Here is a 21,244-nt window from a genome sequence, read left to right on the forward strand (position 1 = left end):
GTGCCAGGCATCGCCGATGGGGTCCGGCAGATCAGCCTTCGTCGAAGAGCAGGTCCTCGGCCGGGTGCGTCATGCGGATGGTGCCGCCGTTGGTGACGTTGACGACGTGGTGGAGGCCCACGATGCGTTCACCGGTGGACAGGACGGTTGCCATGTCCCCCTTTCCGGCGAGGTACGCGGGCAAGCAGTGCACGGGCATGCTGAGCTGGAGGAAGTCCACGAGCCGACGGAACAGCTTGGGCAGGATCACGACGTCGTCGGTGATGGTCGACAGATCGGAGAACTTGAATCCGGACGTGGTGACGTCCTGGGGCCACAGACCCTGGCGGGCCGTCCGGGCGCTCTGCGCGACGGCTGTGAGTTCCAGTCGCAGGTCGCGGAACAGGCTGGTGTAGAAGGTCGGATAGACCAGACCCAGTGAGGCCAGGTGGTGGTTGGCGGTCTGCCGCAACAGCGAGGCGTCGACGGTGACGGCCGTACCGCTGGCCGCGGGAGGAGCGCCCCGCCCGACGAAGGCCACCGCGCGGTTGTGGATGTCGCCGCCCCCGGTGAGGATGTAGCCGGGTGTGGTCTCGGGCGTCGAGGCGATGACACTCTCGTCCGGCTTGCGCTGCACGTCGTTGAAGCCGAGCCACGTCAGGAGTTCCGCCGCGGCGGCGTGGCCGAACTGCAGTGGCTGGTGTTCTCCGGCGTAGTGGGTCTCCAGCGCGTCGATGGCCTCCAGACGCAGTGGGGCCTCGCCGTTGGTGGCGTGCACCGGATGCGCGCCGCCGACGAGGTTCCAGTCGGTCGGGTTGTCGGCGACGAAGTGAACGGTGTCTCCGTCTGGCTGAGTGTTCTTCAGGCGGAACTTGCCCTGGATGAGCAGCAGAGGCATGACGACTCCGATGAGGGCGCGGGTATGGCACGGGCAGGGACCATCGCCGTACGCACATACGAGCGTGGCGCGCACGTATGGACAATTATCCCGTAATGGACAAGGTAGTGTTCCGGCCCTGGTCCGCGTCGCGAGGCGCGCGGAGGGCGCTCGGGCCTCGTCGACGAGGTGTATGGCCCAAGGGGAAGGGCTCGGTGACGGGCTGGTGGCCGTTGACGGCGTGCCGGGTACCCGGCGGGATCTTCGTCCCGCGGCGGGTTCACATGCCCCGTGACCACCACATGGTCGCTCTGTCTCCCCACCAGCCGGACAGCTTCGAAGGCAACGTTCGGCTGCCCGGGCCCGGACAACAGCCAAACCGCACCGGCGGATGCCGCCACCGGCATGGGCCGAGGGCGGCCGAAACCGCAGCCGACAGAGATTCCCCAGCTGCCTCACCGACCAACTACCGCGGACATGCGCCGGCCAACCGGCGTGCTCTGGGGCCCGCCGCCGGTGCACTCGGCCGGATTCTCCCCCGGTGGCCGCTGGCGCCGGCGGCACGGCGTGCGGGTGTCGGGCTGGTCCGTGCGGGTGAGCTGGTCGTGTGGGTGCCGGGCGTGGGGTGGGGCGGCTGGCACCGTGACGGTGCCGGCGGTGGGCCGGCTTCGTCGTGTCCCTGGAGGAACCCTCGTGAAGCGCACGCGCTGTGTGGCGGCTGTCGCCGCGGCGGTGGCGGTCGTCGCCCTGCTCAGTCCCGGCCCCGCAGCCGCCCGGACCCCGGTGGTGTCCGCCCCGGCCGCGGTACGCCAGTACTACCCGGACGTCGACAACATCACCTGCGTCATCAACGAGGAGCGGGCACGGCTGGGGGTGCCGCCGCTCCTGATCTCCGCCCGGGCCGGCGACGTCGGACGCAGCCACGCCCGGGACATGGCCAGCATGAACAGACTCACCCCGGTGGGGAGCGACGGGCGGGACCTGCGCACGCGGCTGAACGACGCGGGCCTCTACTCCACCACCGTCGCCGAGTACATGTTCTCCGGATACAGCCACGACGGGTACTTCGCCGACATGGCCACCGACCCCGCCCCGGACAACGACTTCTACAAGGCCCTGGTGGACCGGAGCTTCGTCGCCTGGGGCCTGGGATACGACCGTACGTACTGGGACATCGACCTGCTGGGTTACCACCGCAAGCTGAACACCCGGCCCGCGGTCTGCGACACGCGCACTTTCTGACCAACGGGAAGGGTGACACCTCCGATGCCTGGAAGGGGGGAGGGGGGCCTCCAAGCGACGGCCACGCGCGCGTGCCAACGGGGACGTGGCTCCGAAGCGTTCGAGGCCGCCACCCTTTCCTGCACCGAGCAGCTCACCAACACCCGTGTGCGCGGGGTGATGCGAGCGATCGAGGGCCCCTCCAGGACCCAGCCGCAACGACCTGCCTCTGTAGATCGGGTCTGCCGTAGCGAGCGGTCGTCGGGAATGTACGTTCTCTGCTCGCGCAGGGTGGGGCGGAGTTCACGTTCGGCAACCTGCGCTCGTGGTGACTCCATGGGTGTCCGGCCGGAGACGCGCCACTCGCCTTGAACACGCCGACGACGGTCGGTCGACCGACCGACCGGGCCCGCAGGACGATGCGCGAACCCGCCACCGCACGCGAACCCGCAGCCCACAATATGTCCCTTATTGTGGCTTTCGGTGTCGTGTCCCGGTCGATCGGATGGAGTTGGGGCCGTGGCGTTCGCGGAGTCGTCGGCCGGTGGTGGTGGGGCGAAGTCCTCTGCCGGTACGGCGCCGGAGCCCCGGCAACGGTCCTGGGCGCCGCTGCTGGCGGTGTGCGCCGGGTATTTCATGGTGATCCTGGACGTGACGGCCATCAACGTCGCCGTGCCGGTGATCGGCCGGGAACTGTCGGCCTCGCTCACCGGCATCCAGTGGATCACCGACGGATACACCATGGTCTTCGCCGGACTCCTGCTCACCGGCGGCGCGTTGGGCGACCGGCTGGGCAACCGGCGGGTCTTCTGCACGGGCGTGGCGGTGTTCACGCTCGCGTCCGCTGGCTGCGCGCTCGCGGCGAGCGCTCCCTTCCTGGTCGCGGCCCGGCTGGTGGAGGGGCTCGGCGCGGCCCTGATCGTGCCCGGCTCCCTGGCCCTGCTCCAACAGGCCTACCCGGCGGCGGCCGCACGCTCCCGGGCCTTCGGGCTGTGGGGTTCGATGGCGGGCATCGCGGCCGCCGCCGGTCCGCTGCTGGGCGGGCTGCTCGTCTCCACCCTCGGCTGGCGCTGGGTGTTCCTCATCAACCTGCCGGTCGGAGCGGCCTGCCTGGTACTGACGCTGCGGCACGTGACCGGCTCGCCCCGGCGTGCCGACCGGGCCCTGGACTGGCCGGCACAGTGCGCGGTGATGGCGACGGCCGCCCTGCTGACCGCGGCGCTCAACGAGGCCGGGCGGCGCGGCTGGTCCGATCCGGCCGTACTCGCCGGGCTGGGCCTGGCCGTCCTGGCCGCCATGGCGTTCGCGGTACGCGAGCGGCTCGCCCGCTCCCCGGTCCTGCCACCGAGCCTGCTGCGCTCCCGGGCGATGAGCGGGGGAGCCGTCATCGGCCTGCTGTTCAACTTCGGCTTCTACGGCATGGTGTTCACCGCCAGCCTCGAATTCCAGCACCAGCGCCACTTCAGCGCCCTGGGCACCGGGGTGGCGCTGTTCCCGGCGGTGGCGATGACCATGTTCGCCTCCGTCCTGTCCGGACGGCTGACCCGCCGCACCGGCGACCGTCCACTGGTGATCTCCGGCATGCTCCTGGCCGCCCTCGGACTGACCGGCTGGGCCGCCGCGGGCGCCGCCCCCGCCTACCCGCTGCTGGTGGCCCCGATGATGGCCGCGGGATTCGGTACCTCCTTCGCCCTCACCGGCTCGACCGCCACCGTGATGGGGGCCGCGCCCGCCGCCTACGCGGGCGCCGCCTCCGCCCTGTTCAACACGGCCCGTCAGATCGGCAGCGCCACCGGCGTCGCGCTCGGCGGCAGCCTGCTGGCCACGGCCACCGACTACGACACCGGCCTGCGCACCAGCATGGCCGTCGGCGCGCTCGCCTACCTGACCGCCGCGGGCCTCGCATGGCTGTGCGTACCGGCGGTGGTAGCGGAAAAGCCCAGGACGGCCTGAGGACGTCGTGCAGGTCTGCAGACGCGGAAGTTCCGGCCTACACGGAGGTGTTGGCGTGCGCCGGCTCCGCCGCGACCACGAGGGGCTCGGTGACCGGCGCGGGCATGGACCGGCGGAGCTGGAGCTGCCGCGTGACGTCCGTGAGGTCCGCGATGAACGCGCTCGCGAGTTCGGCGGTGAATCCGGTGCGGACGACGAGGCGAAGGACGGAGACGTCCTGGCAGGGAGCGGGGAAGGCGTAGGCGGGCAGATGCCAGCCGCGTGCGTGCATGGCGTGGGAGACGTCGAAGACGGTGAAGCCGTGGGCGCCGTGCGCGAGTCGGAAGGCGAGGGCCGGGAGTTCGGATCCGTCGGTGACCAGCTCGTAGGGCCCGACGGCCCGGATGCGGGAGGCGAGGGCGCGGGCCGTCGTACGGTTCTGGACCGCGAGGTGGCGCAGCCCCTCGAAGCCGTACCGCAGGAAGCTGTAGTACTGCGCGACGACGTGGGCGCCCGGGCGGGAGAAGTTGAGCGTGAAGCTGGGGGAGCGGCCGCCGAGATAGTCGACCTCGAAGACCAGGTCCTCCGGAAGGGCCTCGGCATCGCGCCACAGGGCCCAGCCGAGGCCGGGGAAGACGTGCCCGTACTTGTGCCCCGAGGTGTTGATGGAGGCGACGCGTTCGAGCTGGAAGTCCCACATCAGACCCGGGTCGAGGAACGGGGCCACCATCGCGCCGGAGGCGCCGTCGACGTGCACGGGGATGTCGGTGCCGGTCGCCGCCTGATAGCCGTCCAGAGCCATGCAGATGTCGGCGACGGGTTCGTAGGAGCCGTCGTAGGTGGAACCGAGGACGGTGGCGACGCCGATGGTGTTGTCGTCGCAGTAGGCGGTGAGGGTGTCGGGCGTGAGGTGGTAGCGGCCGGGCTCCATCGGGACGTAACGCGGCTCGACCTCGAAGTAGTTGGCGAACTTCTTCCAGCACACCTGGACGTTGGCACCCATCACCAGGTTGGGCCGGGCGGTGTCCTTCCCCTGCGCGCGCCGGCGCTGCTGCCAGCGGCGCTTGAGCGCGAGACCGCCCAGCATCGCCGCCTCGCTGGAGCCGGTGGTGGAGCAGCCCCGGACCTGCTCCGGGCGCGGTGCGTGCCAGAGCCGGGCGAGCATCCGCACACAGCGTTCTTCCATGGCGGTGATCTGCGGGTACTCGGCGCGGTCCGCGAGGTTCTTCTCCGCGGTGTCGGCCATCAGCTGCCGCGCCTGCGGTTCCATCCAGGTGGTCACGAAGGTGGCGAGGTTGCGCTGCGCGTTGCCGTCGAGCGCGAGTTCGTCGCGTACCTGCTGCAGGACGAGCTCGGGCGCGGACGCCGCCGACGGCAGTTCGTCGGCGGGTCCTTGCAGCTGGGCGGCGGCGGGCGGGAAGTCGGGGTCGGTGTCGATGTCGATGCGGAAGTCGGTCGCGGAGATGACGTCGGTATCCGGGATGGGCATGTGCGTCTCGGTGCTTTCTGGTCCGTGTGGCCCCCGTGCACTCCTGACGCTAGATCGCCGAGCGGTGCCGCATCTGTGCCGATTACACCGATCCAGCGACCGGTTTGCGGACCGATGAACTGAATTTTCCCTCGCGTATACGGGCGGACGGTGGCCGGCCCCCATTGGAGGGGGCGAGCCGTGCCGTGCGGGGCGCCGATCTCCGGTGACTCGGGCGCCGTCCGCCTCGACGTCGTTCCTGTCCCGGAAGCCGAGAGAACGGCTCCCGGAGACCGCGGGAACGGCTTCCGGAACCCGAGAGAACGGCTCCCGGAACCCGAGAGAACGGCGAAGAGCCGCGTGCGCCTCGATCTCGCCACCGCCTCGGCAGCCCGTCGGGACGTCCGCGCCCTCCGGCGAACCCCGGGCGTCCAGCGGAGGCGCTGACGGGCTCCGCTCTCAGGCACCCGCCGGTTCCGGGTCGCCCGCCTCCCGGGGCGAGCGGGCGGCCGGGGTGGCGAAGACGGCCGCGACCACCAGGACGAGTACCAGGATCAGGGCGTGCCGCAGCCCGAAGTGCTCGCCGAGGTAGCCGAGGGAGGGCGGGCCCACCAGGAAGGCGACGTAGCCGACGGTCGCGGCGAGCGCGACGCGGGCGGCGGGGTCGGCGCCGGAGTCGCCCGCCGCGGAGAGCGCGACGGGAAAACCGAGCGACGCCCCGAGGCCCCACAGGACGGCGGCGGCAGCCGCGACCGCCTGGTTGTCGACGAAAATCACGAGGGCGAGTCCGGCAGCACCGACGAGCGCGCTCCCGCACAGCGCCGCCGCCCGCCCGAACCGGTCGACGAACCGCCCGCCGACGAAGCGCCCCACGGTCATCGCGGCGGCGAACACCGCGTACACGGCCGAGCCCAGCGCGGGGTCGAAGCCGTGACCGTCCACCATGACCAGCGGCAGCCAGTCGTTCGCAGTGCCCTCGGCCATGGCGAGCGCGAGGATGACACAGCCGATGAGCAGCAGCGCGGGGTCCTTCCACACCGCGGCGCGCGGCGCGCCCGCTACGCGGCGTCCGGCGACGGTCTGCCGGCCCACCTCGGCCGGGACGCGCCGGATGACCAGGGCGAGCGCGCCCAGCACCACCGCGGCCACCACGAGCAGATGGACCAGGACCGGGAAGCCGACCGCCGTCAGGCACATGCCGGCCACCGCCCCGAGCACGGTGCCCAGACTGAAGAATCCGTGCATGGCGGGCAGGGTGGAGCGGCCGAGCAGCCGCTCGACCTCGGCGCCCTCGACGTTGAGGGCCACCTCGCCGCCGCCCATGCCGAGACCGAACAGCCCGAGGCCCAGCGCGACACAGGCCCCCGAACCGACGGCGGCCCCCACCCCGACCACCACCGCACCGGCGGCGACGGCCGACGTGCCGGCCAGGATGACGAGCCGGGCACCCCAGCGGGCCACGACCGTGCCCGAGCACAGGATGCCGAGCATCGAACCGACCGAGAGCCCGAAAAGGATCAGACCCATCTGCGCCGTGGAGGCGCCGAGCAGGTCGCGTACGTCCGGGGTGCGGGTGACCCAGGAGGAGATGGTCAGCCCGGGCGCGAAGAAGAGGACGAAGACGGCGGTGCGACGCCGGGCGAGGTCAGAGGTCATGGGCGGTGGCTCCAGCGGGATCCGTACACGAGTCTGTACGACCGTACACACTAACCTGTACGTCTGTACACACTCTGGAGGGGGCAACCCATGGCACATTGAGGGCGTGAGCGGCACACGACGCGAGATCCCGAACGACCCCGGACGCAAGGAGCGGATCCTCGATGCAGCCCTGGACGTGATCTCCGAGAGCGGCGTGCACAGCACCACCCACCGGAAGATCGCGGCGCGGGCGGACGTCCCGCTGGGCTCGCTCACCTACTACTTCGACGGCATGGCGGACCTGCTCGCCCAGGCCTTCGCCCGGCTGTCGGACACCATGTCCGGGCTCTACCGGCGGACACTGCAGTCCGCCTCGTCCACGGCGGAGGCCGAGGCGGCCGTCGTCGAGCTGATCTGCGGTCCGGCGTACGCCACGGAACGCGACATGACCCTCATCTTCGAGATGTACGCCTACGCCAACCACAACGAGGCGGTCTCCGCCACGACCCGCACCTGGCTGGAACGCAGCAGGGACAGCCTCGCCCTGCATTTCGCGCCCGGAGTGTCCCGCGCACTCGACGCGCTGATCGAGGGCTGGCCGATGCACCGGGCTTTCGCCGACGCCCCCCTGGACCGCCGGCTGGTCACCGAAACGGTCCGCGCGATCGTCGCCGCCGACCCGCGCCTGTCCACGGACGCCACCTGAACCGGCCTGCGCGGTCCAGGTCCGCGACGAGTGGATCGACTCAGGACCCGCGAGCGTCGGCCTGCCCGTGCCGGTGCACCCGCCACCAGGATCCGCTCCACGAGGAGTTGCCCTGCCCTTGGTTCAGGCCACGGTCCGCTGGACGTAGGGGACGAGCCGGACCGGGCCGAGGAGACCGTACGCCTGGCGTGCCGCCGTCCCGAACACCGCCGGGTTGCTGACCCGCAGCCGGTTGAACAGCGGGGTGGCGACCTCGACTTCGACCGTGTTGGCGCCCGGTCGGAGCAGACTGCCGAGGTCCACCTCGGGGTTGACGCGGTCGACGGGGCCTACCTGGATGCCGTTGACGGTCACCCGGCAGGTGTCACCGACGCTGCCGAGCCGCAGCACGGCCCCCGTCGAGGAGGTCCAGTTCCCCGGCAGCGCGACCGTCGTCCGGTAACGGCCGATGCCGCCGACGTCGGCCAGCTCCGGTATCTGCGACCAGGGCAGCAGCGCGTCGAGGGCAAGGGTGTGACCGACGACCTCGGTGCTGGTGGCGTCGGCGCCGGGCCGCCAGTCGTCGACGGAGAGGGTCCACCGGTCGAGGGTGACGGGCGCGGGCACCTCGGGGATCCGCGCGGTGACCGTGCGGCCGTCCGACAGGGTGGTGGCGTACGTGCCTGCCGTCGCCGCGCGCACGGCCAGCGAGCCGTCGGCGAAGAGCACGCTGTCCGCCTCCGTCGCCACCGCGTGCGGACGGGCCCCGGTGCGGTCCCCGAACGCGGCGGGCCGCGCCAGCGCGACGACGAGCGTCTCCCCGGGCTGGAGCGCCACCCGGAACGTGAACGCGTCCCCGTCCCGGGTGTACTCGGCGAGCCGGGTGACCCGCCCGGTCCAGGGATCGAGCAGATAGGGGACCGTGCCGGAACCGGAGCGCCGGGTGCTCTGCACGGTCACGTCGTGGTCGACGGCGGCCACCGGCGGCTTGACGGTCTCGGCGTGCTTGCCGTTGCAGAAGTAGTAGAAGTCCGCGTCGTCGGTCGCGCGGTGCGCGTTGAGAAGGGTCGAGGACGTGCCGTAGGCGACGTCGGGCGTCACACCGAGGTCCGCGAAGGCCGCGCCGACCAGGGTCTTGTCGGTGACCTTGCGGACGTTCGGGAGCGCCAGCAACTGGGCCGTCAGAGCACGCAGTTCGTCGGTCTCGCCGTCGTCGGGGAGGCCGGGGGTGAGGGCCTGGTCGAAGGCGCCGTACAGGACGGTGGGCAGTCCGGCCCGGGCGAACGCGAGCAGTCTGCGGGCGTCGGCGACGGCCAGCGTCGGGGCGGAACCGTAGAAGAAGTCGCCTTCGAGGAACAGCGCCTTGTAGGCGGGCCCGTCCGGCGCGAGCCGCTGTCCGGACACCGCGGCCGAGGGCAGGTCGAGCAGGGGCCCGCTGAGGAACTGGTGGGTCCAGCCGAGCGGCACGCCGGTGGAGGTGAGCCAGGACGCGCCGATGCCGGTGGCGCTGTAGCCGGTCTGCCGGAACACGGCGACGTCGGCACGGGCGGTGCCGGACTGGAGCACCTGGTGCACCCGCCCCAGGTAACCGGCGATGTCCGGTACATGCTGCCAGGTGGGCTGGCGCGGCCCCCAGGACTCGCCGTACCCCACCGCGCCGTTGTAGGGGCTGAACGCGGCGAACCCGGGCCAGGCGGCCCCCGGCACGGTCGCGTAGGAGAAGCCGTGGATCACGGTCTGGTTGACGCCCGCCGCGTACGCGCCGCCCATGGTGCGCAGGAACTTGTCCCAGGTCGTGCTGTAGGCGCCGCCCGCGTACGCGCCCGCCTCGCAGGACAGGACGCGGTGGCCGGCCATGTCGCGGCCGCCGGCGAGACAGCGGTAGTCGTCGAGGTTCTTGAAGCCCAGCGACTCGCCCTCGGGGATGTCGAGGACGGCCGCCGAGGCGATGGCGTCGGTCTGCAGACCGTACGGCTGCGAGCGCAGCTTCATGCCGTGGCCGTGCGCCCAGTCCCGCAGTGCCCCGAGGTGGTGCTCGTTGAACAGGTTCGACACGGTCTCCCAGAAGTCGTGCCGGATCTCCTGGGTGAGCCGGGCCTCGAAGGCGAAGACCTGGTTGCCGTTGTCGAGGACGACGGCCGGCAGATACGGCAGCAGGTCGCGCCCGGTGTGCCGACGGAACGCGTCGGGCAGCGTGGGCGTCCACTGCAGGCCCTTGGTCTCCAGCTCGATGGAGTCCTCGAAGAAGGCGCCGCCCGCCGCTCCGAGCAGTCTGCGCAGGCCGGCGTCGAGGATCTCGCGGTCCCAGTACCGGGTGAGGGCCGCGGTACCGGCCGCGCTGAAGTGGTCGACGACGTAGGCGGCGGGGGAGGAGTGCGGGCCCGCCTCGGGCTGCTGCCCCGACCCCCGCTGCCAGTACGCCAGGATCACCCAGGTCGCCGAGTCCGGTGGGGTCCAGGTCAGCCTGGTGCCGGACACCCGGGCGGTGAGGTCGGTGACGCTGTCGGCATCCAGGCCGGTCGCCTTGCCACTGGAGTAGGCGGTGTTGACCCGGGCGGCCTGGACCGCGAACAACTGCTGCGCGGTGACTGCGGAGTTGGCCGCGTAGACGGAGGTCGGCACCGGACCGTCGTACCCGGCGCCGCCCGTCAACGTGATCTTGCCGTAGGCGAGTTCCTTGACCGCCGCGTCGTCGTCGGGGGTGACACCGGGTACGGCGACGGGCCAGCTCGGGCCGAGGGTGAGGTCGACGGTCAGTCCGCGCCGGGCCGCCTGCCGCAGCGCGGCCTTCACGCCGTCGCGCCAGGGGGCGCTGCCCCAGCCGTGCCGGTCGGTGTCCAGCACGGAGGGGTCGGCGATGCTGTGGTGCACGGCCGCGATCTCGGCTCCGCCGAACCCCGCGGCCGCCATCTGGTCGACCTCCCGCGCGATCTCGGCCGGGTCGACCAGCCCGTCCGGCCACCACCAGCGGAACTTCGGCCGAACGGCCTTGGCGGGCCGGGTGAACCAGTCGGCGGCGGGTCCGGCCCCGGTGGCGAAGGCGCCCGGCGCCGGCCCGAGGGCGGCGAGGGCACCGGCCGACACACCGGCCACGAGCACCGACCGGCGGGTCGCCCCGCCGCGCTGAGAGGAGGATTCGAGCATGGTTCAACCCCAAGTGGTCCCAAGGGCGAGCACGGACAGACCATGGACTGAATCGTTTCAATCCGGCTGGACGCGGGAACCGTAATCCGGTCCTCAAACCGAGGTCAAGAGATATGACAACGATTCAAGACGATGAAGACCGCTCAAGGTTGCAGGCGCGTCCCGCGCGGCGGCCCCGCCGCCGACGCCCGTCAGGCCACCTGGCCGCCGTGCAGCGCGGTGTACGCACCGCCCCGGCGCAGCAGTTCCTCGTGTGTGCCGATCTCGCGGATACGGCCGTCGTCCATCACCACGATGCGGTCGGCACCGCGCACGGTGGACAGCCGGTGGGCCACCACGAACGTCGTACGGCCGCGCAGCAGGCGGGCGAGCGCCTGCTGCACCAGCGCCTCGGAACGGGTGTCCAGCGCGGAGGTGGCCTCGTCCAGCACCAGGACACGCGGGTCCCGGATCAACGCCCGTGCGATGGCCAGGCGTTGACGCTGGCCACCGGAGAGCCGGGCACCGCGCTCGCCGACCACGGTGTCCAGGCCGTGCGGCAACTGGTCCACGAACTCCAGGGCGTTGGCGTCGCGCAGCGCGGCGCGCACCGCCTCCTCGTCGGCATCGTCCTCCATGCCGTAGGCGACGTTCTCCCGGACCGTGCCGTCGAAGAGGATCGACTCCTGCGGCACGACCGAGACGAACCGCCGGTAGGTGCGCAGGTCGAGGCCGCTCATGTCGGTGCCGTCCAGGAGCAGCCGGCCGGAGGTGGGCCGGATGAACCCGATGACGAGGTTGAGCACGGTGGACTTGCCGGCCCCCGACGCGCCCACCAGGGCGACCGTCTCGCCCGCGGCCACGTCGAGACTGAAGTCCGCCACGGCCGGACGCCCGGCGTCCTCGTAGCCGAACCCGACCCGCTCGAAGGTGACCGTCCCGCGGACGGCGGTGACCTCCACCCGGCCCTCGTTGTCCTCCAGTTCGGGCGCCTGGAGCACCTCGCCCACCGAACGCACCGATTCCAGGCCCTTGGTGATGACCGACGCCAGACTGGTGAGCGTCGTCGTGGAGTTGGTGAGCGTGGTCAGGAAGGCGCTGAGCATGACGACGTCGCCGGGCGTGACACCCCACACGCCGTAGTACGACACCAGCGCGGCGGCGGCCAGGACGGCGACGCCGATCACGTTCAGGACCACCCAGGCCAGCGAGCCGAAGCGGCCGTTGACCAGGTCCAGGCGCATCCCCGAGGTGAGCAGCCGGCTCAGGGTGCCGTCCATCCGGCGCAGCGCCTTGCCTTCCAGCCCGTGGGCCCGGGTGACCGGGATGAGCCGCGTCATCTCGGTCACCCGCGAGGACAGCGTCTCCACCTCGTGGCGGAAGTGCTCGTTGTGGGTCCGCAGCCGCGCCCGCAGCCGGGCCACGAGCAGGGTCGCCGCCGGCACCACGACCAGGAAGACCGGCAGGAACTCCGGGGTGCGGAGACCGATGATGACCAGCCCTCCGGTCAGCACGGTGAGCGCGCCCAGCCCCTGCTCGGCGGTCTGCTGGACCATGAGCTCGACCGTCTCGACATCCCGTACGACCTTGGCCTGGAGCACGCCCGCGCTGACCCGGGAGTGGTAGCCGATGGACAACTGCTGCATCCGCGTGCACAGCGCGGAGCGCAGCGTGGTGCCCATCCGGCGGACGCTGCCGTAGAGGAGCCGTACGTACAGCACGTGCAGCGGATAGTTGACCAGCAGGATCGCCATGATGACCGCGACGGACGTCCACAGCCGGGCGACCGGCCCGTGCTGGACCACCGTGTCCACGACGGACGCGGTGATCAGGGGCAGGAGCCAGATGGGGCTGTGCTTGACGGTGAACACGACGACCGCCGCCGCCAGCTTGCGGCGGTCCGCGCGCAGCAGATAGGCCAGTGTTCGGATGGGGTGTTCGCCCCGGTAGCGGTGGTCGAGCGGCCGTTCCGACGTCGACGCCATCGGCGGTGATCCTCCCCTGTACCTGTCCCCGACCTGCGGCAACCGCTTTCCCCCGGGCCCGCGGGCCACCGTACACCGCCCGGATGACGCAGTCGCGGAATTTTCGGGAGGGGCCGGGAGCCGGTAGCCGTCCGTCGGCGTAGGAGTCTTTGCGCTTTGGCCGTGAGGTGCCTGCGACTGGAGCAGCGGGTGCCGGGTGCCGGGTGCCGGGTGCCGGGTGCCGGGGGTGCGGCCCGGCGGTATCGCCGGAAGCGCGGCGATCCGCTCCCCTCGGTGATGGCTGCGGCACCGTAGTGCTGTTCGGGCCGGTATGGGTCACGACGGTGGAGAACGCGTCGGCGGACCCGGCAGCCGGTGGCTGCGATGCAGCCGGGCGAGCAGGCGGAGTGCCCCGAGCAGTGGCACCTCCGCCAGATCGTTCGGTGGGACGAGATCGCTCCGACGTGCGTTGACCGCGTGCATGTCGGGGCACTCCAGGCGGGTGTCAGTGGGTTCTGCGATGGTGCGCGTCGTGGATGAACTCGTGGAACGCGTTGACGCGCAGGATCGTGTGCTGGGGGCAGTCAGCCGTCGGGACGCTGTTCGGGAGGGCTGGCTGCACAGGGTTGGCGTGGTGGTGTGCCGCGATGGTGCCGGTCGCTTTCTCGTCCATCGGCGTGCCGAGCAGCTGTCTCGTTTCCCGGGGCACTACGAACTCGGTGTCGGGGGCGCTGCCGGAGTCGGCGAGTCCTATGAGCGGGCGGCTGCCCGCGAGCTCAGCGAGGAGTTGGGGGTGCGGGCGACAGTGCGCCTCCGTTTCAAGTTCCTCAACCGGGGCGGGCTCAGCCCTCACTGGCTTGGGGTGTGCGATGCCGTGCTTCCGGAGGTCGGCGCCCCCGATCCGGCAGAAGTGGCCTGGTACGGGTGGCTGACCGAGTCCGAGCTGCGGCGGATTCTGCAGCAGTGGACCTTCACTCCTGACAGTCAGGAGATTTACCGTCGGTATCTGGCCTGTCGTGCTGACCCGGCGCCTTCGCAGAAGCCGTGCTCATGAGCTGGGCTGGAAGGGCGAAGGTGCTGGTCGTGCCGGGCTCTTCGGGGGTTGGGCCGGTGGGAGCGGGGGGCCACGAGGCGTTCGGCAAGGGCGGTGACGGTTTCTCGTCGAACTGCGATGGCCGAATACGACGAGCGTGACCGGCGACGGTCCGAGCGCCGCATCAAGAAAGCGGGCTTCGCAGCGGGCTTCTCCCGGCAAGAGGCGCTGGGAGACTTTGTCTTCGACGCCAACCGTGACATCGAACCCGCCGTCGTCCAATTCCTGACTTCCTGCGACTGGGGCAGGAAAGGCCTGGCCCCTATGTCTGATCGGAGTCACCTGGTGTGGGGGTGGCGTCAACGGTCCGAATCGGGCCCACTTTCCGGCTCCAGGTGGCTCCAAGTCGTCGTTGGGCGGCTGTGTTCCGGCTTGAGGCGGCCCCGGTTTCCGGTCGCGTGTGGCCCCAGCCGACGATGGGAAGGCGGCCCGCTGTTACGAGTGAGGTTTTTCAGGGTGGCCACCGCAGGTGACAGGTGCCGTGGCCACAACGCACAAGGCTCCTGCGCCGTCGAGGGAGATGTTCGAAGTCTCAACCCATCGGCGCAGTAGCCCTGTTGGCCACCCATCCTGCCGCACTCGGCCTGCCCCATGCGCTCATCGAGTGGCTCACGATGTTCATCGTCACCCCCGAGGGCGACCGCCGCTGCAAGCTCCCACTGCACCAACGTGCGCTGGTCGCTCTGGTGTATCCGCGTGAGCACGAGCCCCTCACGCGGATCGCGGCAGAGTTCGGCTACATCGGTGGTGGCGCGTGGGTGACCACACCGGCCAGACGGCCCGTGGGAGGCGAGTTGTCACTCACCGAACAGACCGTCAACCGGGCGCTGTCCAAGGTGCGGGCACCGGTTGAGCGGGGAGTGCGCATGCGTTCGGGCCGACCGCGAACGGTCGGCCCGATCAGCCTTGCACGGGCGGGGCGTTGTGGGGGTGTGGCGTCGGCCCGCCCGGTTGGTTACCTACGGGGCGGGGATTTCCCTGATGAGGCGCGAGGTCCAGTCGCACCAGTACAGGCCGGGCAGGAAGGGGCCGCCGGCTTCGTCGACGTTGTCTTCGACGTACGGGATGGTCGCGTCACAGACTTCGATGTGATAGTCGAAGAATTCCGTGGTGTCGGGGTTGGTGTGGTAGCTCCAGCGCGGGTTGTAGACGGCCGTCCGCTTGACGATCCGCGCGGCCAGGTGGGGGCGGTCGGTGGTCTCCCCGCTGACGAGTTCCCGGGCGTGCTCGATGTCGCCGGGCTTGGTCAGCTTGACGACGAACTCCTCCCGCGTGATGTCGGTCATGACGAAGTACGCGGGGCTCTCGGCGGCGGCGCGGCCGGGCTGGTTGCTGAGGGTGCCGGCCTGGGCGGGCTGGGCAGTGGCGAAGGCCAGCAGGCCGACGGCGGCCAGGCCGGCCGCCTTGGTGAACACACGTCGCATGGGGTTCTCCTCGGTCCGGGCGTCGCACATTTGACGACGAACACAAGGAGTATTGGATCAGTTACACATTGTAAATCTGAAGCAGAACTGATGTCGCAAGGGTGACGGCCCCAGCCCCGCCCTGCGGGCCCCTGGCATTCGTCCGTGGCGTGCTTGTCGCGCAGGGGCCGCAGGCCGCCGGGCAGGTCAAGACGGGCAGGTCAAGACAGGCACCTGTCGGTGGGTGATGAGGCGGCAGGCGAGTTCGAGGAACGCTTCGTGGATGTCGGCTCGCCGTTCCCAGCGGATGCGTGGACGTCGGAAGCCGTGCAGCCACGCAAGACTTCTCTCCACGCCCCAGCGGTAGGTGCCCAGTCCGGTGCCGTGCCGGGTGCCGCGGCGGGCGATCGCGGGCATGATGCCGAGGGCGCGGATCTGGTCGCGGTGGATGTCGTGGTCGTAGCCGCGGTCGGCGAACAGCGAGCCGGGTTTGTGGCGGGGACGGCCGACCCGGCCGCGGGCCTGCGGGATTGCATCACGCAGCGGCAGAAACTGGGGTCGGTCAACCGTTTGCTCAGGCGGGAAGTTCGGTGATGCCGAGGGAGAAGTCCAAGTTCCCCACCCCGTGGTTGGCGAGGCCCACCGTGATCACGCCCGCTCCTTCCAGCCAGTGCGCCATTTTGAGGCCGCCGACGTCCAGCGGACGCAGCCCGAGGCTCTCGACGAACGCCTCCACGCTTGCCTTGGCCTGCGCATCGTCGCCGGCGATGAAGACGTCGGGTCGGCCCTTCTCCAGGACCTGGCGGAAGACGGTGTTGAACGCCTTCACCACGCTGGCACTGGCCGGGGCCGCCTTGGCGACTTCCTGTGCGATCGAGGTCTTTTCGCGGTGGGCCAGCCCGTCGAAGGTGGAATTGAAGGGATTGCTGATGTCGACGATGACCTTGCCCGCGAGAGCGTCTCCGTACTGGGCGACGGCGGGCACGACACCGTCGTACAACAGGGCCACGATGACGATGTCCCCGGCCGGGGCGGTGCCCCATTCTCCTGTCGTGGCGCCGCCGCCGAGCGCCTTGGCCAGGTCGGCGGCCTTGGACTGGTCGCGGCCCATGACCTCGACGGTGTTGCCGCCGGCGACCGCCCGCGCGCCGATGGTGCGGGCCATGTTCCCGGTGCCGATGATGCTGATGCTGCTCATGAGATGCCCTGCCCTGGTCGTGTGCTGTCCGGTTCAGATGGCGGTGGTGCCGCCGTCGGCGACGAGTTCCATGCCGTTGACGTAGCTGGAGTCGTCGGAGGCGAGGAAGAGGGCGGCGGTGGCGATTTCGTCGGGGCGGCCCATCTGCCCGCGGGGGATGAGGGACTCGAACTGGCGCTTGGTGGCCTCGTCGAAGAGTTCTTCCTGCTTGGCGGTGGCGACCTGGCCGGGGGTCAGGACGTTGACGCGGATGCGGCGTTCCTTGAGCTCGTTGAGCCAGACGCGGGCCCAGGCCTGCAGGACGGCCTTGCTGCCGGCGTAGACGCTCCAGCCGGGGAAGGCGCCCAGGGAGGCGTTGGAGCCGGTCATGAGGATGGAGCCGCCGTCGTTGAAGAGCGGGAGGGCCTTCTGGACGGTGAAGAGGGTGCCGCGGGCGTTGAGGTGGAACGCGGCGTCGAAGTGGGCCTCGGTGATCTCGCCGAGCGGGGCGGGCTCGCCCCCGCCGGCGCTGGCCCACAGCACGTCGAGGCTGCCCTTCTCCCGCTTGACGGTGTCGTACAGGCGGTCCAGGTCGTCCAGGTCGGCGGCGTCGCCCTGGACGCCGGTGACGTTGCGGCCGATCTGCTTCACGGCCTCGTCCAGGGCGTCCTGGCGGCGGCCGGTGATGAAGACGTGCGCTCCCTCGTCGACGAACAGCTTCGCGCCGGCCAGTGCCATACCGGTGGTGCCGCCGGTGATGACCGCGACCTTGCCGTCCAGCTTTCCCACAGTCGCTCCCTTGGATCGGTGGTGCCGTGTGCACCTGGGATGACGGAGTTATGTACACCGCCCTGTGTGCTTACCGTACGAGGCGGGTGGCGGGGATGCAAGCTATGTACACCGGTCGTTACCCATCGGGGTACGATGGCCGCATGACGGAGTTGGAGAAGGGCCCCACGGGCCGCCGCCGCGGCCGGGGCGCCCGCGAGCGCATCCTCGGCGCGTCCCAGCAGCTGTTCCGTGAACAGGGCATCAACCGCACCGGCATGGACCAGCTGTGCGCGGCCGCCGAGGTGTCCAAGCGCACGGCCTACCAGCACTTCTCCGGCAAGGACGAACTCGTCGCCGAGTACCTGCGCCGGTTCGACCCCACCGTTCTGTCCGGCGTGTTCGACCGCGCCGACCTCACGCCCCGCGAACGGCTCCTCGCCGCCTTCGACATCCCCTCCACCACCCCCCTGTGCCCCTACATCGCGGCCGCCGTGGAACTCCACGACCCCCAGCACCCCGCATCCCAGTACGCGCGCGACTACAAGAAGGCCGTCGCCGCGCGGTTCGCCGACACCGCACGCGAAGCCGGCGCCGCCGACCCTGAACAACTCGGCGAGCAACTCGCGCTGCTCATCGACGGCGCCGCGGCCCGGACCAGGGTCGTCAACGCCGACGCCTTCCCCACCGCCGCCGCCATCGCCGCCGTCCTCATCGACAACGCGATCCCCGCCGCAGCCGGCGATGACCGGCGCCGGGAGGAAGCGGCGAGCTGACTTGGCACTCCGCGGCCGGGCCGGTCGCGCTGCCGGTCGCGCGGCTGCACCCGCTGGCACGCGACACCACCCGCCCGTACGCATCTCCACCGGAGATCGCCCCGAACAGCGCCGGTGCCGCGGTGGACCTCACTCTCGTCTCCGCCGACGGGCGGGAACTCGACATGCGAACCCGGGTGAATGCCGGCCCGGAAGAGAGCGAAGGCGGCTGTTGTACGGACGCCGCCGACATCGGCTCCGAAGCGCGAGCCGGCTGTCGGCTGCTCGCCGACGCACTGACCGCTGCGGGGCTGGTGAACTACCCCACCGAGTGGTGGCACTGGTCTTTCGGTGACCGCTACTGGGCTCTTGCCGCCGGAGCGGACAGCACGATGTACGGGCCCAGGAACCTCGGTTGAGTCAAAGGACCCCGGTCGGGAGCCGAGGCCGCGCCGACGGGCGACCTACACGCGCCCGTACGGGGTCCGGCACCTGTTCGCCGCCTATGACCTGGCCCGGGACAAGCTCTACGGCCACATCAAGCCGAACAAGAACCGGACGAGGTTCCTGGAGTGCTGCCGATCCTGAACCGTATCGAGGCACAGTTCACCGCCCTGCGCGCCATTTCGCGCTGGACGGTACCGACCATGCCAGCCACAAGGAGCCGGGCAGCATGATCCGCCGCTACGTCATCCGGCGGAACAAGCACGCCGCCGACGAACGCCTATGCGCGGTCGTGGACAGGGCGAACGTTGCCTGATGCGCCACTAGTCGGCGTGCAGGACGAAGAACAGGAAGCAGAGGAAGCGCGGCTTCTCCGCGATGACTTCGGGGAACAGTTCGCGGGCGGCCGGATCGGGCTCCGGCTCGCTGATGGTCGTTATCCGGAAACCGGCCCCGGTGAAAGCCTCGGTCATCGCGTGCAGCGGCCTGTGCCAGAAGCTCATCAGCGCGGTCCGGCCGCCCATGGTCCACTCTTCGGACCAGTTGCTGGTGTCGAAATACCGGTACTCGGTCTCGCGGCCGGCCTGGCGGTGCATGAGGTTGATGGCAAAGGGATGGTCGACAGACGCGATCAGCCGACCGCCGGGCTTGAGCACGCGCCGCAGCTCGGCCAGCGCCGGCCCCCAGTCCTCCAGGTAGTGCAGCACCAGAGACGCGACCACGTCGTCGAACGTGTCATCAGCGTAAGGAAGCGGCCTGCCCAGGTCCGCCACTCGCAGGTCCGCACCGTCGCCGAGCCGCCGTCGGGCCAGCTCCAGCATCCCGGCACTCGCGTCGAAGCCGCTCACGACGGCGCCACGGTCGCGCAGTGCCGCGGACAGGGGCCCGGAACCGCAGCCGGCGTCTAGGATCCGGCGGCCGGCCACGTCTCCGGCGAGGGCCAGCATCGCGGGCCGTTCGTAGTGGGCGTTGATGAGGTTGGTTTCGTTCTCGGCCGTGTACGCCTCGGCGAAGCTGTTGTAGTCGTTGACCTGCGGCCGACCCCCAGTCACCGTGGACGCCGAGGTGAGTCCGGTGGAACTCGCGTGCTCTTGGGGCTCGTTGGAGATCATGGTGCGGGAGACGTGTGCTGCATCAGTTCGGTTCCCGCCCGGTCGCCGCCGGACCGGCGACCGCCGGATTGGCACGCCCGCCGCGTGATGGGTGCTTCTGGCAGGCTGCGTCGGCGTCGCGTCGTTCGTTGCGGGTCCCTGTCCCGCCCGTCGACACCGCCGCCCGCGCCTGTCCGACGTGTTCGCCTCGTGGTCGCCGGTGACCGCCCGCCGCGCGGTCCCACACGCCTTCGCCCGCCTGCACCCGCCTCATGCCGCGGGAACGGCAACTCGTGCGGCCGCGGGCCAGCCCGCCCGTTGCGCGGCTACGCTGGCTCCGGAGGTGCCAAGTGGCCGAGACGCAGCGGCAGTTGGACGAGGTGCGGGAGTCCGCGACCGTGGTGGTGGTCGGCGCGGGCCCGGCCGGGCTGACCGTTGCCGCTCTGCTGCGCCGGTCCGGCGTGGACTGCGTCGTCCTGGAGCGCCGCAGCCGTGAGCATGTGGCGCAGCGGCAGCGGGCCGGCATCGTGGAGGCCCGCGCCGTGCGGATGTTCGAGTCCTGGGGGCTGGCCGGCCTGGTGCTGGACGGGCCGCCGCACGACGGCATCCTGGAGTTCCGGGTGGACGGCGTGAGCCACCTCGTCGACGACAGCGGTGGCGGTGAGGGCTCCGGGGCGCGGCTGTGTCCCCAGCAGGTCCTCGTGCAAAGGCTCACCGCCGCACACCTCGCCGACGGCGGCGACCTGCGCTACGAGGCGGCCGATGTCACCCTGCACGGACTGACGGGGGAGCGCCCGGTGGTCCGCTACCGCTCCGCCGACGGCACCCCGCACGCGATCACCTGCGACTTCGTCGCCGGCTGCGACGGTGACCACGGTGTCACCCGCACCGCCGTGCCCGGCGGCCACCTCACCGCCCACACCTTCGACCACGGCATCGGCTGGCTCACCGTCCTCGCCGACGCCCCGCCGCCCGCCCACCCCCTGCTCGCCGTGAGCGCGCAGGGCTTCGCCGCGCACTTCCCGCGGGGGCCGCACAGCAGCCGCTACTACCTCCAGTGCCCGCCCGGCGACCTCCCCGCCGCGTGGCCCGACGACCGGGTCTGGGACGCGCTGCGGACCCGGCTCGGCGATCCCGCCCTGGCCTCGGGACCGGTCACCGACCGCGAGACCTTCCGGCTGCGCAGTCTCGTGACCGACCCCATGCAGAACGGCCGCCTGTTCCTCGTCGGGGATGCCGCGCACATCCTTTCCCCGATGGGCGGCAAGGGCATGAACCTCGCCCTGTACGACGCAGACCTCTTCGCCCGCGCAGTCCGCGACCACGTCCGCGACGGGGACGACACCGCACTGCGCACCTACTCCGAGCGCTGCCTGCGCCGCGTCTGGAGCGACCAGGAGTTCTCCCACTGGCTGACCCGGACGGTCCACGACGCCGGCGACAGCACCTACTGCGGTCCGTTCCTGCACCGTCTGGCCCGGGCCCGCCTCGACCGGCTCTTCACCTCCCCGGCGGCCGTGCGGGCCTTCGCGGAACTCATGGCCGGCCTGGACCCGGCCGAGGAGCGCCCCGCCTCCACCGGTCGCTGACCACCCCCACGGGAACGTCCTGAGCCGGGCGCGGCCG

15 protein-coding genes and 4 pseudogenes are annotated in these 21,244 nt (G+C 71.1%); 9 read left to right on the top strand and 10 right to left on the bottom strand.

Translation table 11 applies throughout. From position 1 onward, the window contains the following. Window positions 1-31: 31 nt before the first annotated feature. Window positions 32-877, bottom strand: coding sequence for a nuclease (locus ACFZB3_RS08450; protein WP_391371664.1), 846 nt, complete (start codon window positions 875-877; stop codon window positions 32-34). Between the two features lie 672 nt (window positions 878-1,549). Between ACFZB3_RS08450 and ACFZB3_RS08455 the strand changes: the two genes are divergently transcribed. Both ACFZB3_RS08455 and ACFZB3_RS08460 read left to right on the top strand, forming a co-directional pair. Further along, the gene (locus tag ACFZB3_RS08455; protein WP_391371666.1) at window positions 1,550-2,098 is read left to right on the top strand and encodes a CAP domain-containing protein; all 549 of its coding nucleotides are present in this window, start codon (window positions 1,550-1,552) and stop codon (window positions 2,096-2,098) included. 498 nt (window positions 2,099-2,596) lie between these two features. Next, window positions 2,597-4,030: a DHA2 family efflux MFS transporter permease subunit gene (locus tag ACFZB3_RS08460; protein WP_391371668.1), complete on the top strand. Its 1,434-nt coding sequence runs from the start codon at window positions 2,597-2,599 to the stop codon at window positions 4,028-4,030. 37 nt (window positions 4,031-4,067) lie between these two features. On the opposite strand, the gene ACFZB3_RS08465 is transcribed toward ACFZB3_RS08460, so the two are convergent. Beyond that, complete coding sequence (locus tag ACFZB3_RS08465) at window positions 4,068-5,498, bottom strand: glutamate decarboxylase (protein ID WP_391371670.1); 1,431 nt, start codon at window positions 5,496-5,498, stop codon at window positions 4,068-4,070. A 438-nt stretch (window positions 5,499-5,936) separates the two neighbouring features. Beyond that, complete coding sequence (locus ACFZB3_RS08470; protein ID WP_391371673.1) at window positions 5,937-7,133, bottom strand: MFS transporter; 1,197 nt, start codon at window positions 7,131-7,133, stop codon at window positions 5,937-5,939. Between the two features lie 106 nt (window positions 7,134-7,239). Between ACFZB3_RS08470 and ACFZB3_RS08475 the strand changes: the two genes are divergently transcribed. Continuing rightward, window positions 7,240-7,821 carry a TetR family transcriptional regulator gene (locus ACFZB3_RS08475; RefSeq protein ID WP_391371676.1) on the top strand — a complete coding sequence of 194 codons (582 nt, stop codon included), beginning with the start codon at window positions 7,240-7,242 and terminating at the stop codon, window positions 7,819-7,821. Between the two features lie 123 nt (window positions 7,822-7,944). On the opposite strand, the gene ACFZB3_RS08480 is transcribed toward ACFZB3_RS08475, so the two are convergent. Further along, the gene (locus tag ACFZB3_RS08480) at window positions 7,945-10,944 is read right to left on the bottom strand and encodes a glycosyl hydrolase (protein WP_391371679.1); all 3,000 of its coding nucleotides are present in this window, start codon (window positions 10,942-10,944) and stop codon (window positions 7,945-7,947) included. Between the two features lie 191 nt (window positions 10,945-11,135). Then, window positions 11,136-12,908: an ATP-binding cassette domain-containing protein gene (locus tag ACFZB3_RS08485; RefSeq protein WP_391371682.1), complete on the bottom strand. Its 1,773-nt coding sequence runs from the start codon at window positions 12,906-12,908 to the stop codon at window positions 11,136-11,138. A 499-nt stretch (window positions 12,909-13,407) separates the two neighbouring features. Between ACFZB3_RS08485 and ACFZB3_RS08490 the strand changes: the two genes are divergently transcribed. Together ACFZB3_RS08490 and ACFZB3_RS08495 are read left to right on the top strand one after the other, a co-directional pair. Next, window positions 13,408-13,941 carry an NUDIX domain-containing protein gene (locus ACFZB3_RS08490; RefSeq protein ID WP_391371684.1) on the top strand — a complete coding sequence of 178 codons (534 nt, stop codon included), beginning with the start codon at window positions 13,408-13,410 and terminating at the stop codon, window positions 13,939-13,941. Window positions 13,942-14,537: 596 nt separating this feature from the next. Continuing rightward, window positions 14,538-14,855, top strand: a pseudogene (locus ACFZB3_RS08495) (hypothetical protein); the annotation flags it as partial. 84 nt (window positions 14,856-14,939) lie between these two features. On the opposite strand, the gene ACFZB3_RS08500 reads toward ACFZB3_RS08495, so the two are convergent. From ACFZB3_RS08500 to ACFZB3_RS08515, 4 genes and pseudogenes are all read right to left on the bottom strand, one after another. Continuing rightward, a complete protein-coding gene (locus tag ACFZB3_RS08500) occupies window positions 14,940-15,404 on the bottom strand; it encodes a calmodulin-binding protein (RefSeq protein ID WP_391371687.1) in 465 nt (154 codons plus the stop codon). A 186-nt stretch (window positions 15,405-15,590) separates the two neighbouring features. Continuing rightward, window positions 15,591-15,947: pseudogene (locus ACFZB3_RS08505) on the bottom strand (transposase); the annotation flags it as partial. A 10-nt stretch (window positions 15,948-15,957) separates the two neighbouring features. After that, window positions 15,958-16,581, bottom strand: a complete 624-nt coding sequence (locus tag ACFZB3_RS08510; RefSeq protein ID WP_391371690.1) for an NAD(P)-binding domain-containing protein — start codon at window positions 16,579-16,581, stop codon at window positions 15,958-15,960. A 33-nt stretch (window positions 16,582-16,614) separates the two neighbouring features. Further along, a complete protein-coding gene (locus ACFZB3_RS08515) occupies window positions 16,615-17,349 on the bottom strand; it encodes an SDR family oxidoreductase (protein WP_391371693.1) in 735 nt (244 codons plus the stop codon). A 143-nt stretch (window positions 17,350-17,492) separates the two neighbouring features. Between ACFZB3_RS08515 and ACFZB3_RS08520 the strand changes: the two genes are divergently transcribed. From ACFZB3_RS08520 to ACFZB3_RS08530, 3 genes and pseudogenes are all read left to right on the top strand, one after another. Continuing rightward, window positions 17,493-18,104, top strand: coding sequence for a TetR family transcriptional regulator (locus ACFZB3_RS08520; RefSeq protein WP_391371696.1), 612 nt, complete (start codon window positions 17,493-17,495; stop codon window positions 18,102-18,104). Window positions 18,105-18,181: 77 nt separating this feature from the next. Continuing rightward, window positions 18,182-18,502, top strand: a pseudogene (locus tag ACFZB3_RS08525) (M15 family metallopeptidase); the annotation flags it as partial. 4 nt (window positions 18,503-18,506) lie between these two features. Further along, window positions 18,507-18,843: pseudogene (locus ACFZB3_RS08530) on the top strand (IS630 family transposase); the annotation flags it as partial. A gap of 7 nt (window positions 18,844-18,850) precedes the next feature. Here the strand turns inward: ACFZB3_RS08530 and ACFZB3_RS08535 are convergent. Beyond that, window positions 18,851-19,639, bottom strand: coding sequence for a methyltransferase domain-containing protein (locus tag ACFZB3_RS08535; protein ID WP_391371699.1), 789 nt, complete (start codon window positions 19,637-19,639; stop codon window positions 18,851-18,853). A gap of 329 nt (window positions 19,640-19,968) precedes the next feature. On the opposite strand from ACFZB3_RS08535, the gene ACFZB3_RS08540 reads away from it, so the two are divergent. Then, window positions 19,969-21,207, top strand: coding sequence for a 4-hydroxybenzoate 3-monooxygenase (locus ACFZB3_RS08540; RefSeq protein WP_391371702.1), 1,239 nt, complete (start codon window positions 19,969-19,971; stop codon window positions 21,205-21,207). The last annotated feature ends 37 nt before the right edge of the window (window positions 21,208-21,244 follow it).

The organism is Streptomyces sp. NPDC008092, from assembly GCF_042957285.1.
Lineage (GTDB): Bacteria > Actinomycetota > Actinomycetes > Streptomycetales > Streptomycetaceae > Streptomyces.